The sequence below is a fragment of the Faecalibacillus intestinalis genome (assembly GCF_003024685.1).
GTDB classification, from domain to species: Bacteria; Bacillota_I; Bacilli_A; order Erysipelotrichales; family Coprobacillaceae; genus Faecalibacillus; species Faecalibacillus intestinalis.
In genome coordinates, this window is sequence record NZ_PYLQ01000003.1 from 145,324 (window position 1) to 162,148 (window position 16,825).

16 protein-coding genes are annotated in these 16,825 nt (G+C 26.9%); 15 read left to right on the top strand and 1 reads right to left on the bottom strand.

The annotated features are described in order from the left end of the window. Positions 1-80 precede the first annotated feature (80 nt). The 8 genes from C7U54_RS03800 (at position 81) to C7U54_RS15385 (ending at position 6,642) form a co-directional block, all read left to right on the top strand. The gene (locus C7U54_RS03800; protein ID WP_107029364.1) at positions 81-701 is read left to right on the top strand and encodes a TetR/AcrR family transcriptional regulator; all 621 of its coding nucleotides are present in this window, start codon (positions 81-83) and stop codon (positions 699-701) included. Then, entirely contained in the window at positions 701-1,462 is a 762-nt protein-coding gene (locus tag C7U54_RS03805) for an ABC transporter ATP-binding protein (RefSeq protein ID WP_081918938.1), read from the top strand. Before C7U54_RS03800 ends, C7U54_RS03805 begins: the two co-directional genes overlap by 1 nt. Next, entirely contained in the window at positions 1,462-2,643 is a 1,182-nt protein-coding gene (locus C7U54_RS03810) for an ABC transporter permease (RefSeq protein WP_107029365.1), read from the top strand. The genes C7U54_RS03805 and C7U54_RS03810 overlap by 1 nt, the downstream gene beginning before the upstream one ends. Beyond that, positions 2,630-3,775, top strand: a complete 1,146-nt coding sequence (locus tag C7U54_RS03815; RefSeq protein WP_107029366.1) for an ABC transporter permease — start codon at positions 2,630-2,632, stop codon at positions 3,773-3,775. The genes C7U54_RS03810 and C7U54_RS03815 overlap by 14 nt, the downstream gene beginning before the upstream one ends. Positions 3,776-3,917: 142 nt before the next feature. Further along, complete coding sequence (locus C7U54_RS03820; protein WP_107029367.1) at positions 3,918-4,160, top strand: DUF3781 domain-containing protein; 243 nt, start codon at positions 3,918-3,920, stop codon at positions 4,158-4,160. A 558-nt stretch (positions 4,161-4,718) separates the two neighbouring features. Continuing rightward, a complete protein-coding gene (locus tag C7U54_RS03825; RefSeq protein ID WP_107029368.1) occupies positions 4,719-5,162 on the top strand; it encodes a MarR family winged helix-turn-helix transcriptional regulator in 444 nt (147 codons plus the stop codon). Further along, positions 5,162-6,508: an MATE family efflux transporter gene (locus C7U54_RS03830; protein ID WP_107029369.1), complete on the top strand. Its 1,347-nt coding sequence runs from the start codon at positions 5,162-5,164 to the stop codon at positions 6,506-6,508. The genes C7U54_RS03825 and C7U54_RS03830 overlap by 1 nt, the downstream gene beginning before the upstream one ends. Positions 6,509-6,513: 5 nt before the next feature. After that, complete coding sequence (locus C7U54_RS15385) at positions 6,514-6,642, top strand: hypothetical protein (RefSeq protein WP_277738083.1); 129 nt, start codon at positions 6,514-6,516, stop codon at positions 6,640-6,642. 74 nt (positions 6,643-6,716) lie between these two features. Here C7U54_RS15385 and C7U54_RS03835 read toward each other — a convergent pair whose 3' ends face one another. Further along, positions 6,717-7,727: a WYL domain-containing protein gene (locus tag C7U54_RS03835; RefSeq protein WP_107029370.1), complete on the bottom strand. Its 1,011-nt coding sequence runs from the start codon at positions 7,725-7,727 to the stop codon at positions 6,717-6,719. A gap of 115 nt (positions 7,728-7,842) precedes the next feature. Between C7U54_RS03835 and C7U54_RS03840 the strand changes: the two genes are divergently transcribed. The 7 genes from C7U54_RS03840 (at position 7,843) to brxC (ending at position 16,816) form a co-directional block, all read left to right on the top strand. Further along, on the top strand, positions 7,843-8,706 hold the full coding sequence (locus C7U54_RS03840) for a hypothetical protein (protein WP_107029371.1): 864 nt from the start codon (positions 7,843-7,845) through the stop codon (positions 8,704-8,706). An 11-nt stretch (positions 8,707-8,717) separates the two neighbouring features. Further along, complete coding sequence (locus C7U54_RS03845; protein ID WP_107029372.1) at positions 8,718-9,377, top strand: SIMPL domain-containing protein; 660 nt, start codon at positions 8,718-8,720, stop codon at positions 9,375-9,377. 257 nt (positions 9,378-9,634) lie between these two features. Next, positions 9,635-11,647, top strand: coding sequence for a hypothetical protein (locus C7U54_RS03850; protein ID WP_107029373.1), 2,013 nt, complete (start codon positions 9,635-9,637; stop codon positions 11,645-11,647). Between the two features lie 232 nt (positions 11,648-11,879). Beyond that, positions 11,880-12,101: a helix-turn-helix domain-containing protein gene (locus tag C7U54_RS03855; RefSeq protein WP_107029374.1), complete on the top strand. Its 222-nt coding sequence runs from the start codon at positions 11,880-11,882 to the stop codon at positions 12,099-12,101. Continuing rightward, entirely contained in the window at positions 12,101-12,700 is a 600-nt protein-coding gene (locus tag C7U54_RS03860; protein WP_107029375.1) for a DUF1819 family protein, read from the top strand. The genes C7U54_RS03855 and C7U54_RS03860 overlap by 1 nt, the downstream gene beginning before the upstream one ends. 11 nt (positions 12,701-12,711) lie before the next feature. Then, positions 12,712-13,266, top strand: a complete 555-nt coding sequence (locus C7U54_RS03865) for a DUF1788 domain-containing protein (protein ID WP_107029376.1) — start codon at positions 12,712-12,714, stop codon at positions 13,264-13,266. A gap of 13 nt (positions 13,267-13,279) precedes the next feature. Further along, entirely contained in the window at positions 13,280-16,816 is a 3,537-nt protein-coding gene (brxC, locus tag C7U54_RS03870; protein WP_107029377.1) for a BREX system P-loop protein BrxC, read from the top strand. Positions 16,817-16,825: the final 9 nt, after the last annotated feature.

The window sequence follows — 16,825 nt, forward strand, 5'->3', positions numbered from 1 at the left end:
TTTCTTTACAATGACAAGAAGATATTGTTATAATTATAACAAGAGTTATATATAACGTTAGTTATAGAAAGGAGGCTTTTATGCCAGCAAAAAGAAAAATACAAAAAGAAGATATTTTAAAAGCAAGTATTTCGATTATTAGCCATGAAGGACTCAATGCTTTAAATGCCAGAAAGATTGCAAAGAAATTGGGCTGTTCAACACAACCACTTTTTTATATTTATGAGAATATGGATGTTTTAAAAAAAGATGTGATAGATGAAATTGTAAAGATTTTTGATCGAGAAGTTTTAAAAAGTGAAACAGGTCAATTAGAATACAAGGATATTGGAATCAATTATATTCGTTTTGCTAAGGAAGAGCATGAATTATTTAAAATTATGTTTAACCGAAAAATAAATGAAGGAGCATTTGATTTTATTGATTTAACAGGATCAGCAAAGACAATCCTTGAAACAATCTCTAAACAAACGGGTATGTCAAATGAAGATGCCAAACAATTCCATTTAAGAATGTGGTTATATGTCAATGGGATTGCTAGTTTAGCAGCCAATCAGACCGTTGAATTTAATGATGAAGAAATTATAGATTTGTTGAAGGATCAATATGTTTCAATGCTTCTTTATGAAGTAAAAAAAGGAAATGTAAAAGAAGAAATTTTGGTACAACTTGCAAAAAAGAATAAGGAAGGAAAAGAATGATGGAAAAAGTAATAGAGGTTTCACATCTTACAAAAGAGTATAAAAATTTAAAAGCAATTGATGATTTATCCTTTAATGTTTATCAAGGAGAAATTTTAGGATTATTAGGACCTAATGGTTGTGGAAAAAGTACAACTATTAACTCTATTTTATCATTACTTAAATATCAAGAAGGATTTATTAAGGTTTTTGGTAAAGAGATGAAACCTGATTCTTATGATTTAAAAGCAAAGATAGGAGTTATTTTTCAAGAAGTAGCTGTTTTTGATGAATTGAATGTTTATGATAATATTAATTATTTTTGTGGTTTATATATTCGAGATAAAAAACAAAGAAAACAATATGTTGATGATGCAATTAACTTAGTAGGATTAAATGATTTTAAAAAGTTCTTACCTAAACAACTTTCCGGAGGTTTACTTCGAAGATTAAATATTGCTTGTGGGATTGCCCATAAGCCTAAACTGATTTTTTTAGATGAACCAACAGTTGCAGTTGATCCACAAAGTCGTAATCATATTTTAGATGGTATAAAAAAATTAAGAGATCAAGGGGCTACAATTGTTTATACAACACATTATATGGAAGAAGTAGAAATACTTTGTGATCGTATTATTATTTTAGATAAAGGAAAGATTATTGCTCAAGGAACAAGTGATGAATTAAAGAAAGAAGCAAATATTGAGGAAAAGATTGAACGTGTAGGTCCAACTCTTAATGACGTTTTCCTAAAATTAACAGGAAAGGAATTGAGGGATTGATGTTTATTCATAATCTAAAGTATACAGTTAAAATACTTTTTAAAAATAAAGTTCTTATTTTTTGGATGTTTGCTTTTCCTATTATTTTAGGTATTTTCTTTCACATGGCTTTTGAAAATATTGAAAAAGACGAAGCTTTACAAGTTTTTGATATTGCAGTTATTGACAATAAGGAATATCAAAACCAAACAATTTATCAAGAAACCTTTAAAGAGCTTTCTGATAAAAAAAATAAGGATCAGTTATTTCATATTCATTTTGTAAATAAAAAAGAAGCGAATCAGCTTTTAGAAGATAATGAAATAGAAGGATATGTTCTCTTTAATAAACAAGAACCACAAATTGTGATTAAAGAAAATGGTATGGAACAAACAATCTTGCAATTTGTTATGGATGAAATTAAACAAAATAAGAGGATGATAGAAGATTTAACAAAGAAACAAATTGAAGATGAAATACAACAAGGAAACTATAATTTTAATGTTCAACAAATTGTACATGATATTCTTCAAAAGCTCAATAACCAAGAAGTATCTTTAAAAGACACATCAAGTAGTCATTTAAGTTATATGCAAATTGAATATTATACCTTAATTGCCATGGCTTGTATGTATGGTGGGATGTTAGGTTTAACAGCTATTAATAATCAATTGGCGAATATGTCCGCTAAAGGGAAAAGAGTTTCTGTTTCACCAAATAAAAAAGGAATACTTGTCTTATCTTCAGCACTAGGTTCTTATTTAGTAAGCCTTGTTGGTTTAGCAATTCTTTTAATCTTTTTAAAATTTGGTTTAAATGTAGAATTTGGTAGTCAATGGCTTTATATAATCATTCTTTCTTTAGTTGGTGATTTAGCAGGTATTTCGATGGGAATATTTATTGCTTCTGTTTTTAGAGTTTCTGAACAAGCAAAAACAGGAATTAATATTGCGATTTCTATGTTTTTCTCGGTTCTATCTGGAATGATGGGTGTTACTTTAAAATATGTTATTGATAAAAATATACCTATTGTTAATCTTATCAATCCTAATAATTTGATTACCGATGGTTTTTATGCTTTATATTATTACAATACATTTAATCGATATATCAGAGATATTTGTTGTTTAGGAGTATTTATTATTGTATGTTTATTTATTTCTTTTAGGGCTTTAAGGAGGGAACGATATGATTATATTTAGTACCGTTTTTAAAATCTTAAATAAATTAAAAGGAAACTTAATTCTTTATACAGTGATCTTACTTGCAATTACATTATTTAATACAACTTCTGGTAATATGAATCATTATGAGGCAACAAAACCAGATATTTTGATTGTAAATAAGGATCAAAACAATGAAATAACCAAAGGATTTGTTTCGTATTTAAAAGAACAAGCGACATTAAAAGATATTGACATCAATGATCAAGAAAAAGTAGACGATGTATTGTTTTATCGTGATATAAGTTATGTTGTGTATATTCCTGAAAACTTTGGTGATGATCTTGTAAATGATAAAAATCCAACGATTGAATATAAATCAAATGGTAATGAAAATGCATCTTTTACCCAAATGTTAATTGAAAAATATATAAAGACAGTAAATCTTTATAAAGAGCATTATCAAGGTAAAGCTTTAAATCAAAAAGTCAAACAAGTGATTAACCAAAAAACAAAAGTAAACCTCAACACATCCTTAGATAGTTCTAAATTGAATCAAGTGAATGTTTATTTTAATTTCTTAAACTATGCCTTACTTGCTGGGGGAGTTTATTGTATGACAATGATTCTTGCAAGTTTAAATCAAGAGGGTGTACGTAAAAGAACAATTATGAGCAGTTTTTCATATCGTAAATATAATTGGATTGTTTTTGCTTCATTAGGTCTTGCTTCTTTTATTGTATGGTTAGCCTATATGATTATTAGTTTTATCTTATTTAAAGAAATTATGTTAAGTGGGAATGGGATTGCTTATATTTCAAATTCATTTGTTTTTTCAATATGTAGTTTGGCCGTAGGATTCTTAATTGGAACTATTACCCATAATAAGCAAGCTATTGGAGGTATTGTCAATGTTGTTGCTTTAGGAACATCGTTTCTTTGTGGATGCTTTGTGCCAATGTCATTTATGCCAAGTTATGTTTTAAAGATTGCTCATATTTTACCAACGTATTATTTTGTACAAAATAATGAACTTATTAAAACATTAGAATATTTTAAATTAGAAACATTACAACCAATAATTATTAATGGTATTATTGTTTTAGGATTTACCTTAAGCTTTGTTTTGATTACCTTAATGATTAGTAAAAGAAAACAAAAGATTGGGTGAGTGTATGAAAGAATTTCTATTAATTGTTGTCATTGTTATTTTGATGAATACAAAGAAACAAATATCAAAAGATCGTTATTTAAGTTTAGGAATGTTAATGGGAAGCAATAGGATACTATTTTAAAAAGGACAAGTAATAAAAATGGAAAAGAATGAATTGTTAATAAATATTTACAAAATTCACACAACATATTTAGGTATATCAAGAATTAAAAGAAATTTAGGAATTGAAGAAGATGTTGTAGAATTTTGTAAGAATAAAGTTTTAGATAAAAAGAGTTTGATATATCGTAAAGGGAAAAACTGGTATATTGAAAATGGTGCTATAAAAATAACAATTAATGCAACAAGCTATACCATTATTACGGCACATATAATAAAATAGATTTTCACAAGTTGTGCACATTATGCACATTTTATTCACATTGAAATTAAAATATAAAGTTAGGTTATCATCATTTTGATATAGGACAATCATATGGTAATGAAAAAGGTATAGGCAAAGATATCCGTAAACATGTCAAGTAACCAAAGAAAGTATTGTCCAAACCATTGAAACAACGGGACTAGGTTATTTAGATAGGATGATTATTCATAGAGCTTAACCTTAGGAGAAAGTCAATCAAAGCGATGATCGTTATCTAGAAGGAAATAAAATTGCTTGTAAAGCTTTAGAAGATGTTTATAAGGAAGGAAAGTTAAAAGTAATTTGTGAAATTTTATATGAAGAATTTCGTGCAGAACACATGGATTTTATTGATGGTCTAGCTACTAATACTTCTATTTTAGATGAAGATTAAAAAGTGATGTTATTTGGGTTTTCTATAGAGCGTAACGATTAAAAGATATTGACAATTTGTTAGTATCTTTTTTCTTGACAATCTTTTTTATAATTATATAATTACCAATGATAATTAACATTGGTAATTAATAGGAGAAATTAATGAAAAGCGAAAAAGTAAAAGAAATGTTAGATAGCTGTTACATGGCTAAAAGGATTTTAGATATGTTGCCTAAACTTCCTGAAGGAGTTTTACCATCCTATGTACGTTATTTAGAAACGATTATCGAACTTGAAGAAAAAAATCAAAAAGTGAAGGTTTCAGATGTGAGTGAAGTTTTAAATCTTCCTCGTCCGGGAGTTACACGTACAATTAATGCAATGGAAGAAAAAGGATATTTAAAAAAAGAAACAGCTAAACATGATGGACGTGTCACTTATGTGACCGTTACAAAAGAAGGAAAAATGATTTTTGAAAAATACAATAAAGATTATTTTCAAAAATTAGCCTTGTGTTTGAATCATGTTTCTAATGATGAAGCAGATTGTATGATTCAAACTATTGAAAAGTTTTATGAAATTATGTGTGAAGGGAGAGAAAAATAATGGATCACTCTAAATCGGATTTTACACAGGGAAGTATTTTAAAAAAATTAACGTTGTTTATGATTCCTGTTTTAGGTGCGCTTATTTTACAAGCGGCTTATGGAGCGGTTGATTTACTTGTTGTTGGAAGGTTTGGAACAACAGCAGGACTTTCAGCAGTTTCTACAGGAAGTCAAGTTTTAAACTTGATAACATTTGTGGTAACACAATTTGCGATGGGAATTACAGTTTTAATTGCAAGATATATTGGTGAAAAGAAAATGAATTCGATTGGTGCTTTAATAGGAGGAGCAACGGTAGTTTTTGCAATTATTTCTGCAATTATATTTGTAGTTATGATTACGTTAGCATCACCAATTTCAACTTTAATGCAAGCACCTAAAGAAGCACTTGGTTTAACTGCTACTTATGTAAGAATTTGTGGGGCAGGTATTTTCTTTATTGTTGCTTATAATCTATTATCAGCAATCTTTAGAGGTTTAGGCGATAGTAAATCACCTCTTTTATTTGTGGCAGTTGCCTGTGTTATTAATATTATTGGTGATTTAGTTCTTGTTGCAGGATTACACTTAGATGCAGCAGGAGCCGCCATGGCCACTGTCTTTGCCCAAGCAATCAGTGTTGTGTTTGCTTTAATGTTATTATTTAAAAGAAAATTACCATTTAAAATTACAAAGCATGATTTTAAAATCAATCCACATTGTGTTCAAGCTTTAAAAATTGGATTACCATTAGCGCTTCAAGAATGTTTAACACAAATTTCATTTTTAGCTTTATGTGCTTTTATTAACCGTTTAGGATTAGAAGCATCATCCGGTTATGGTGTTGCTTGTAAAATCGTTAACTTTGCCATGTTAGTACCAAGTTCATTAATGCAATCAATGGCTTCTTTTGTTGCCCAAAATGTGGGTGCTGGTGATGAAAAAAGAGCAAAACATGCAATGTTTACAGGAATGGGTATTGGCTTAATAATTGGTGTTGTTGTTTTTATCTCAGTTTTATTTAAAGGAGATTTACTTACAAGTATTTTTACAACAGAAAAAGCCGTTATTTTACAAGGGTATGCTTATTTAAAAGGATTTGCTATTGAAACAATTGTAACAGCAGTATTATTTAGTATGGTTGGTTATTTTAACGGTCATTATCAAACGGTATGGGTCATGGTACAAGGACTTATTCAAACACTTCTTGTACGTTTACCACTTTCTTACTATATGTCAATTCAACCTCATGCAAATTTAACAAATATTGGTTTAGCTGCACCAATTGCGACAATTGTTGGTATTATACTAAATGTATGTTTCTATATTTATTTAAGTAAAAAAATGAAAAAAGAAAATGCTTAGGAAGTGTGAAAAACACTTCTTTTTTAATAAGAAGAATTTTTTGTGTTGGAGCTACTGTTGCCATTGCTGTTGCAATTGAAGAAGCTATAAATATTGATGAATATTTTATTGCTCTATCTTTACAATTACACTGAAAAATAATGGATTTTCAGTGTAATTGTAAAACACCTGTTATAAGTATATTAGATGAAAAAATGCTGAATACGTTTTAATCAGCATTATTTTTATTTATAAAATTTTCCATTAAAAAATCTCTAAATTGTTTTTTATGTACATCATTATCTGCAATTTGAATACGTCCACCAAAACCGATGATCCATGAATAAAATGTACTATTTATAATGTGTCTTACTTGGACACAATAAAGATTTTCATTTATTTTTTTTGGATGAATATTTTTACCAAATTTATCAATCATATTGGAATAGACATTTGGTGTAAATTCAAGTTCAATAACTTCGATTTTTCCTTCACCATACATGTACGTCATATTATTGAGCTTCTTTTCAAATGAGTTTAATTGATAATCATCAAACTTTACATCACTATCTTTAACGATCTCAACATTTTTTACATAGTCTAAACGATATTGAATGCATGTATTTGGATCTTTTGCACCTTGACATAAAAGATAATATTCATTGTTAGAAAAGACAGTATCGATAGGAGCTAATTCGGTTAATTTATGTTTTTCATTAAATGTTAAAGAAGGTTTTTGATATTCAAAGCGAATTTTTTTCTTTTCTTTGATAGCTTTGGTAATGACTTCTAATTCTTGATAGAAAACTTGTTCATTTTCATTTTTAACAACATGCAGATTTAGTCTTTTTTGAAAATAAGCTTGGTTATGAATACTAAATAGATCTTGCATTCTTTTTTTATAGTTTTCTTTTGTTTTTAAAGTAAAGAAATGAGAACTATAAACAAGATCAATAATCGCTTTGGCTTCCATTAAGTCTAGATTTGGATTTTCATAATAAAAGTAATTATTTCTTCCTTCTTTATAAGTTTTAATGATTGTATCTTCATAATAATTATTATAGTTTTCTACAAATTTTTTAACGATTCTAAAGTCTATTTTAAAATCATAGCCTTTATCATAAATCAAATCTTGAATTTGATTAATCGTGATTGGATTTTTTTCATCACTATTTTTAATAATTAAATCAATCACAGATATATATTTAATATATGAATCATGATCTTTATTTCTATTCATTTAAATCACCTCGTATCAATATCATAAACGAAAACATTCGCTAATACCTGCTTATATAAGACGGTATTAGCTTTTTTATCATTATATAATAGATTCAAAGAAAAGGGGGATTTGCATGTTAAAAAGAATCATAAATAAAATCAAATATCATTTGATTAAAGAAATTGTTTTAGTGGATAGTGAAAATATTGGTTATCAAATACCAGAAGAAATACCCAAGCATACATTAGTTTATCTTTTTATTAGTGATCCGTATATTGATGAAGACTATAAAAATAATAAACATATAAAACTTATCAATATTTCAAATATCAGAAAAGAATGTATAACGAAAAATATTATGGATTTTTGTATTGTTGCAGAACTTACAAATTTACTTTCTTATGTTTCAAAGAAAACAAGAATTGTCATTTGTTCAAAAGATAGAGGTTATGATGCAAGTATCTTATATTTAAAAGAAAAATATCCAAAACAATTAGTTTCAAGACATCCAGGATCATTTTGTTATTATTATAATGAAGGAAATGAGGATTACCTTTCTATTATGTCAAAGACAAATGATTCTTTAAGAAAGAAAATATTAAGTTATACATGTATGGATTCTTTGAAAAATGCTTTAAGTAAAAATGAAAAGAAATTATTTGTTGTAGAAGAATATATTAATACAATTGGTATGGTTAAAACATTTATTGAATTTGATATTTATCAAATGAGTTACGAACTTTATTATTCTGGAACACATGTTGGATCTTTTGAAAATAAAGAAGATGCTTTCTATGAATATCACCAATGTATTGCAAAAATTCATCATATTTATGATAAATATGAATCTCATGAAAGATTTCTAAAATCAAGACATCTTCATATTAGACATTATATTGAAGAAGCATCAATACAAAATCTACCATTAGAAGAATGTTTAATTAATCATTTAGGAAAGGAACAAGGACATTTTGTTTATAAAGAATATGTTAGTTAGGAAAAAATATTATGGAAAGAACAATAAGAGTAACAGGTAAAGGAAAACTTGCAGTCAAACCAGATTTAATAGAGTTAACTTTATCAATAAAAGATATAAAAAAAGAATACGATGAGCTACTAAAAAGATCGTCAAGTGCGACAAATGAAGTAAAAGAATTACTTGAAAAAATTGGCTTTGAACGAAAAAATATCAAAACAAAAAGTTTTGATATCAATATAGAATATGATAGTTATAGAGATAAAAATGATAAATGGGTTGAAGAATTTAAAGGGTATAGTTTTATTCATAAGATGAAAATAGAATTTGAAGCAAATAATAAAATGCTAGGCCGTGTTTTATATACATTATCTAAAAGTACGTCTTATCCATCATTTTCTATATCATATACAGTATCAAATCCAGAAAAATATAAAAATAAATTATTAGAAAACGCCATTAATAATTCTAAGGAAAAAGCAATTGTTCTAGCAAATGCTTCAGGTGTTAAATTAGGAAATATTCTATCAATAGATTATTCGTGGAGTGAACTTAGAATATCGTCATCACCATTTGAAAACAAGAAATGGTTCTTTGAAGAAGATAATGATGAATCTGATTATGTAATAGATGTAGAAATAGATGATATAGATGTTACAGACACAGTAACAGTTATTTGGAATATAGAATAAAGAAGTGATAGACTATGTGGACAATATTTAAATTGTTTTTTTACATCATTATTTTGCCATTAAGAGCAATATGGTGTTTGTTGATGTCACTGTGTGGAATGTATAAGAGATAGAAAACAAGTATAATTGGTGTGTTTTGATTTAAAGAAATTATTGATTTATTAAAAAAGAGCTTTAAACGAAATTACTAAGATATGATGAAAATGAAGAATTTAATGATATAATTGATATTAGTTAAATAGAATTTAGGTGAAATTATGAAAGAGTTTGAAATATCTGAAAAGGTTTATAACGAAATATTAAATTCAAAAATTGTAATTTTTGTTTTACTTGGATATATAGATTCAAAAGGAAATGTGTGTAATAAAAAATTAATTGATTTATTACCTACTTATAAAAGAAAAGAATTAACTGAGTATTATGAGATTAATATTAATGAATTAGCTAATGAAAATGAGGTGATATTTACCTGTGATGATAAAGATCCTGTTTATTGCATGTTTAAATCAAAATTTATGAAATCTGAAAAAGGGTACACAAGAAGTATAAAATATGTTATGCCCAAAAAGGAATGGGAAAAATCTCTAGAAAAAGAGAAAGAAGTATTTTTCAAGAATAAAGAAAAATTTTCTGAAAGAGTAGAAGATAACAAACATAATAGTACAGACTTATCTTATATTAATTTTGAAAATAGTGATAAATTAATATCTTCTCATGTAGAAATAATGAATGATGTTTTTCTTATAGAATTACCAAAAAATATAAAAAAAAACACATTAAAAGATAATTTAAAAACCATTAAGTACCTTATTAATAAAAATGATATCTATTATGTTAATGATATTAAAATAAAATGCTTTACTAAAAAAAATTGCATAGTTGGAAAAATATTAAAAAAAATTACATTCAAAAAAAATATAGCATTTAAATCAAATCATTTAATCTTTTTTCCTATATCAAGCTTGTATAGTGGCACACGTTATTTGTTTTTGAATTTAAAGAATTCCATTCAAAAAGAACAGAATAATTTAACTTCAGTAGATTTTTTCTGTGACAAAGAAGTCATCGATAAAGTGCTTTGTCAAAAAAATATTAATATCAAATATAATAGTAAATTAATAACACTTATTCCAAAAATACAAAATATATGTTTTACCTCAGCAAGTAAATCATACTATTATAAATTGCAAAATGTTCAATTTTTAAATAATTATATTCGATTGAATTTAGAAAAAACTACAGCTGCTGATTTTCTTAACAAAACTGATTTTATAGTTTTTAAACTAATAAAAATGTCTGATTGTTATACAGCACAATTACAAACATCGGATAATAAATTTAAAACGGACAAAAATTCTAAAAGTGAAGTGAATAATTATAAAACCAATATAAAATCTAAGCATAATAAAACTTCTAAAAGAAAAACGGCAATAGAAAATAATTGTTCTGTCAAATATGTGGGAGATGTTCTATTTATTCGTTGCAAAGCTCCTTCTTTTTTCCACGCTATAAAAAATGGAGAAATTACCGAATTGAATCTTATAAAATATAAACATAACCTAATCTCTAGTCGATATTTAGAAAATGTCAAAACTGTTATCAGCTATCCAGAATTAGAAGCGATTCATTGTAAATCGACACTAAGAGATGGACTTGTTCATTTTCAATTACATAATGATGATATAGAAAAGAAACCAATACTTATAAAACAATATAATTATTCGTATGATTATTTTGCGTTTTTTAATTCAAAAGAAACAAAAGAAAAGCTACAACTTATCAAATCATCAAATAATCATGCAACCAAACATCATAATGTAATAGAAAATGAGATACAAATGGTTTATTTTGATAAGAAATTCGAAAAATATAGCACAATAAAAATTATAGCGTTTTATTGTCGAAATTGTGGTATGTATTTTTGCTATTATGAACAATTTTTAGCAGAATTAAAACGGCTTGGACTTACACTAAATGACTTTCTTGGAAAATTTTATGATGAAAATAATACGAATTTGACTTTACAAGTAAACTCCTTAAATGTTAAATCTATACTTACTAAATATGGATATAGTGTTTCTAAGCAAAAGGGATTATCTTCAGCAAAAAGATACCAAATTCTTTCATTCATTATAGATAAAAATATTATGACAAAAGCACACGTTATTTCACATATTCAATATTTGATTCATTATAATGGGAAGAAAAACTCTAATAAAGATGCAGTTGTGAAATGGAAAGAAGATATTGAAAATATTACATTTAAATAAAGGTGTAAGGTATATGTCGAAAGTTGGTCAACAAATAGAAATTATTTCTTATTAAAATGACACAATATTGATATTTGATTTGACTAGAAATAATAACGAAAATTATTAATTTGTAAAAATAAATTTCATAAATAAAAAAAATATTGTACTTCTGCAAGGAAGATTGTTCATATTTAAATAAAATAATTGTATAATTAAATTATAAATCTTAAAGAAGGCAGAGGAATGAAAAATGGATGTGAATTATAATAAATTCTTTAAACTGTTAATTGATAAAGGCTTGAAAAAAATGGAATTTGCTAAGATGGCAGGAATAAGTGCTAATACGATGGCAAAGCTTTCTAAAAACGAAAATGTGTCTTTAGATGTATTATCGAAAATTTGTCGAACACTTAATTGTAAAATGGATGATATCTTAGAAGTGTTACCTGAAGAAAGCAGAGGGGAAAATTAGTGAATATTCATACATCATATCGAACAATTACAAGAGAACAATTTTTATTTCATGAAATGCGAATTGTTGCAAAATTATTAATTGCAGGGAAGAATGACAAACAAATTATAGATGAGGTTGTTTCGAAAAACTTATTTCAATACCCTACAGAAAAATCATTAAATAATATAACAAAAGTTTGCTTAGCGAGATTTCATGAAACAAATAGCAATGAACTTATTAATATTGTAGCAAATGCATCAGCTGATGCAGCAAAACAAGCATGTTTATTTTTAATGATGAATTATTATCGACTCGTTTGGGATTTTATGACTACTGTTATTGGCGAAAAATTTAGAACAAAAGATACTACTTTAACTAAAGTTGATTTCAATTCGTTTTTTACAAGGCTACAAGAGCAAAATGAAACAGTCGCTTCTTGGAGTGATACAACGATTATTAAATGCAAACAAGTTTTAAAGAAAATATTAGTCGAAAATGGTTATTTAGATAACGTTAGATCACAAATATTAAATCCTATTTTAATAGATTTTGATGTAAAAGAAGTAATAGAAAATATAAATCATAAAGATGCGTTGATTGCATTTTGCTGTTTGTAAGGAGAATTGTCATGTCAAGTATTACAGAAAGATTAGATGAACTTAGAAAAAGAATACAAGAAGAAGATTTTCTAAAAGGAAAAGGATTGAGTAATGAAGTTAATATACGAATATTTTGTTATGATCCTAAAAATGAAATGGTTGTTCGTTACTTTGTAGAACAACTAAGTAGTATGGATTTAAAAAGCAATGTACAAATTGTAGATTTATATGAAACTTTCCTATCTATATGCGAGGATAAACGTATTTTAAATCGTATTCCTCAACTAGAAGAAAAACGAGGTAAAGAATTCTTAGAAAAGCAATTTGAAAAAACATGTGATGCAAAAACATTCGCTAAAAAGGTAATAGATAGTTTTGATGGTAATAATGACTTATTAATGATTACAGGAGTTGGTAAAGCATTTCCGTTCATGAGAGTGCATGCATTACTCAATGCTTTACAAGAAGATTTTAATGAAAAGCCAATCGTTGTTTTATATCCAGGAGCATTCGATGGCCATTATGTAAAGCTATTTAATAGACTCAAATCTAATGAATATTATAGAGCATTCAATATGATATAAGGAGATAAGGATAATGGAAATCAAAAAGATGTTTAAGGACGATATTGATCGTACAATAAATGGGGTTGTTCAAGTAGAACAAGAAAAGGAAGAAGTTGTAGAACAAGAAGTCAAAGAATACGTAGTTACAACCGAATTAAAGAAACACTTTACTAAATTTTTTAATGAATATAGTGAATCATTTGATACACCAACTGATAATGTTGGAGTATGGATTACGGGTTTCTTTGGAAGTGGGAAATCACACTTTTTAAAAATGCTTTCTTATTTATTAGAAAACAAAGAAATCAAGGACAAAAAAATAGTAGATTATTTTGAAGAAAAATTTGATGATCAATTATCGTTCATGAATATTCAAAAATGTGTCCAAGTACCAACTGAAACAATTTTGTTTAATATCGATGTTGAAGGATCGATGCATAAAGATGATACAGCTGTATTGAAAGTATTTGCAAAGGTATTTTATGATCATCTTGGTTTTTATGGTAATGATTTAAAACTAGCAAAATTAGAGCAATTCATTTCTAAACAAGGGAAAATGGAAGCTTTTAAAGATGCTTATGAAGAAATCAATGGAGAATCTTGGATTGAATCAAGAGCAGAATATCAATTTTTTGAACAGGATGTCATTGATGCATTAGTACAAGCGAATATCATGAATGAAGTAACTGCTCAACATTGGTTTGATGGAACAGAAACTGCTGATATTTCTATTGCTCAATTAGTTGATGAAATTAAAGCCTATGTTGATACAAAACCTAAAGGTTTTCGTTTATTATTTATGATTGATGAAGCTGGTCAATATATTGGTACTAATACAAGTATGTTATTAAACTTGCAATCGTTAATTGAAAAATTAGGTTCTGTATGTCGTGGCCAAGTATGGATTGTTGCAACTGGACAAGAAGCATTAGATGAAATGATTAAAGTACGTACAGATGAATTCTCACGCATCATGGCTCGTTTTGCAATTCGTTTGAGCTTAACATCTTCTTCAGTAGGTGAAGTTATTGAAAAACGTTTACTTACTAAAACAGATGAAGCAAATAAAGTCTTGAGTCATGTTTATGAAAACAATGAAAATGTATTAAGTAATCTATATGCTTTTGATACTGAACTAAAGGATTTAAAAGGATATTCATCTGAAGATGAGTTTGTTCGTATTTATCCATTTGTACCTTATCAATTTACCATTATGCAAAAAGTATTTAATGAAATTCGTAAACATGGTCATGCTGGTAAACATCAATCAAGTGGAGAAAGATCAATGCTTAATGGGTTCCAAGAATCAGCACAGCGTATCGGAGATAAAAATGAATTAACATTGGTTCCAATGTTTGCATTCTATGATACATTGCATAGTTTCTTAGATACATCTGTTCGTTTAGTTATTGAAAGAGCTGAAAAAGCAGCAATTAATAATAATGGTTTAATAAATGAAGATGTTAATTTATTAAAATTATTATATTTAGTACGCTATATTGATGATATTAAATCTAATATTGAAAACTTAACAATCTTAATGGCTGATTCAATCAATGTGGATAAGTTAGAATTAAGAAAGCAAGTGACAGAATCATTAGATCATCTACAAAAACAAAATTATATTGCTCGCAATGGGGATATTTATCAATTCTTAACTGATGAAGAACAAGATATTACTAGAGAAATCAATAATCAAAATATTGATGCTGCAAATGTTATTTCACAAGTATGTAAAACAATCTTTGATGACATTTACACAACTAAAAAATATAGATATACTAAAAATGGTTATAATTATGACTTTGAATTTGATAAATCGGTAGATGGACAAAATCATGGAAATACAACAGGTGGCATGAAATTAAAGTTTGTCACTGAAGTAAATGATGATGTAAATAATGAATTAAAATTGATTACTGACTCAAAAGATTATGCAGCTATTTGTAAGCTATCAAATCAATATGAAATCTTTGCTGACATTGAAAATGCCTTAAAAATTAATAAATATATTAGACAAAAAAATGTCAGTCAATTACCTGAATCAGTACAAATAATTATCACTAATAAACAAAAAGAAGCACGTCGTTTATTAAATGGAGTAAAAGGTAAAATCACTGATGCTATTGTTAATGGTAAATTCTATATTGATGGGGATGTATCAACAATTGCTGGAACAAATGTAAAAGTCGTATTAGATAAAGCACTTGAAACATTAGTAGATCATACTTATTCAAGTATTACACTAGTTGATACACCTGTAAGTACAGATGCAGATATTAGAGATATATTAAATGGTAATAATATTGGTTTTGATGGATTAGAACCTAACAAAAAAGCATGTGATGATGTTTATAGATATCTATACGCTCTTCATATGAAGAAGATGCCAACATCCATGAATGATATTCAATCACGTTATCAAGGTATTCCATATGGATGGAAAGAAATAGATATTGCAGCTGTTGTGGCAAGATTAGTTCAAGAACAAAAAGTAACGATTAAACATTCAGGAGAAACGATTCGACCTAATGATTATCGGTTAGTTGAATTTTTAAGAAAAAAAACAGAAATAGGTTTTACAAACATTTCAATTCGTGAATCTATCCCTGCTCAAAAAATAAAAACAGTAAGAGACATATTAAAAGATTATTTTGATGTTATGGATGTACCAAGTGATGAAGATGGTTTAGTCGCTTATATTACTAAAGAATATAAAACTGAAAAAAATAAATTAGAATATATGGCAAATCAAAATAATACTTTATTGCATCCTGGTGCTCAAGAAATTCAAAATTTGTTAGGATATGTTAATAAAATATTATCAGCTCAAAGTGACAATCTTGTACTTGTTAATACTCTCTGTGATTTGGAAGGTGATCTATTAGATAGTAAAGATGATATACGTGCTGTAGAAAATTTCTATGATACACAAATTAAACTGTTTGATAATGCAATTGATATCAGAAATGCAGTCATAAATCATGAAAAGGATTATTTATTAGATAATGAAGATATAAAAAAAGCAATAGAAAAAATCGATGATATCACAAGAGTAACAACACCATTTAAATACAATCGTATTCCTGAATTAAATGATTGTATTTCAATCATTAATGATCAAAGAAATAAAGTAATTCAAGCTAAAAAGCATGAATTAAATGATTTTATTGACTCATGTTTACATGAACTAGAATTAAAAGCAACTAATGAAGATAAATTACAATTTGAATTACAAAATGTAAAACATAAATTTGATGCAAAAAAACAAGATGTAGCAAGGCTTAATAATATAGTAGCATTAGATGCTAAAAAGAATACGATTACTTCTTTAAAAGATACAATCATTAATCAAATGGATAATATTCTTAATAATAATGATGATACGGATAATATACCAACTGATATACTTGTTCAACCAAGAAGAAGTGTTCGTCAATTACAACGTACAGTCATATTTAGTCAAGTTAATTTAAAAACTGAAGCTGATGTCAATCGATATCTAGCAAATATAAAAAATAGATTACTAAGTTATATCAATGATGACGAAGAAATTGAAATCAGATAGAAAGGAGAC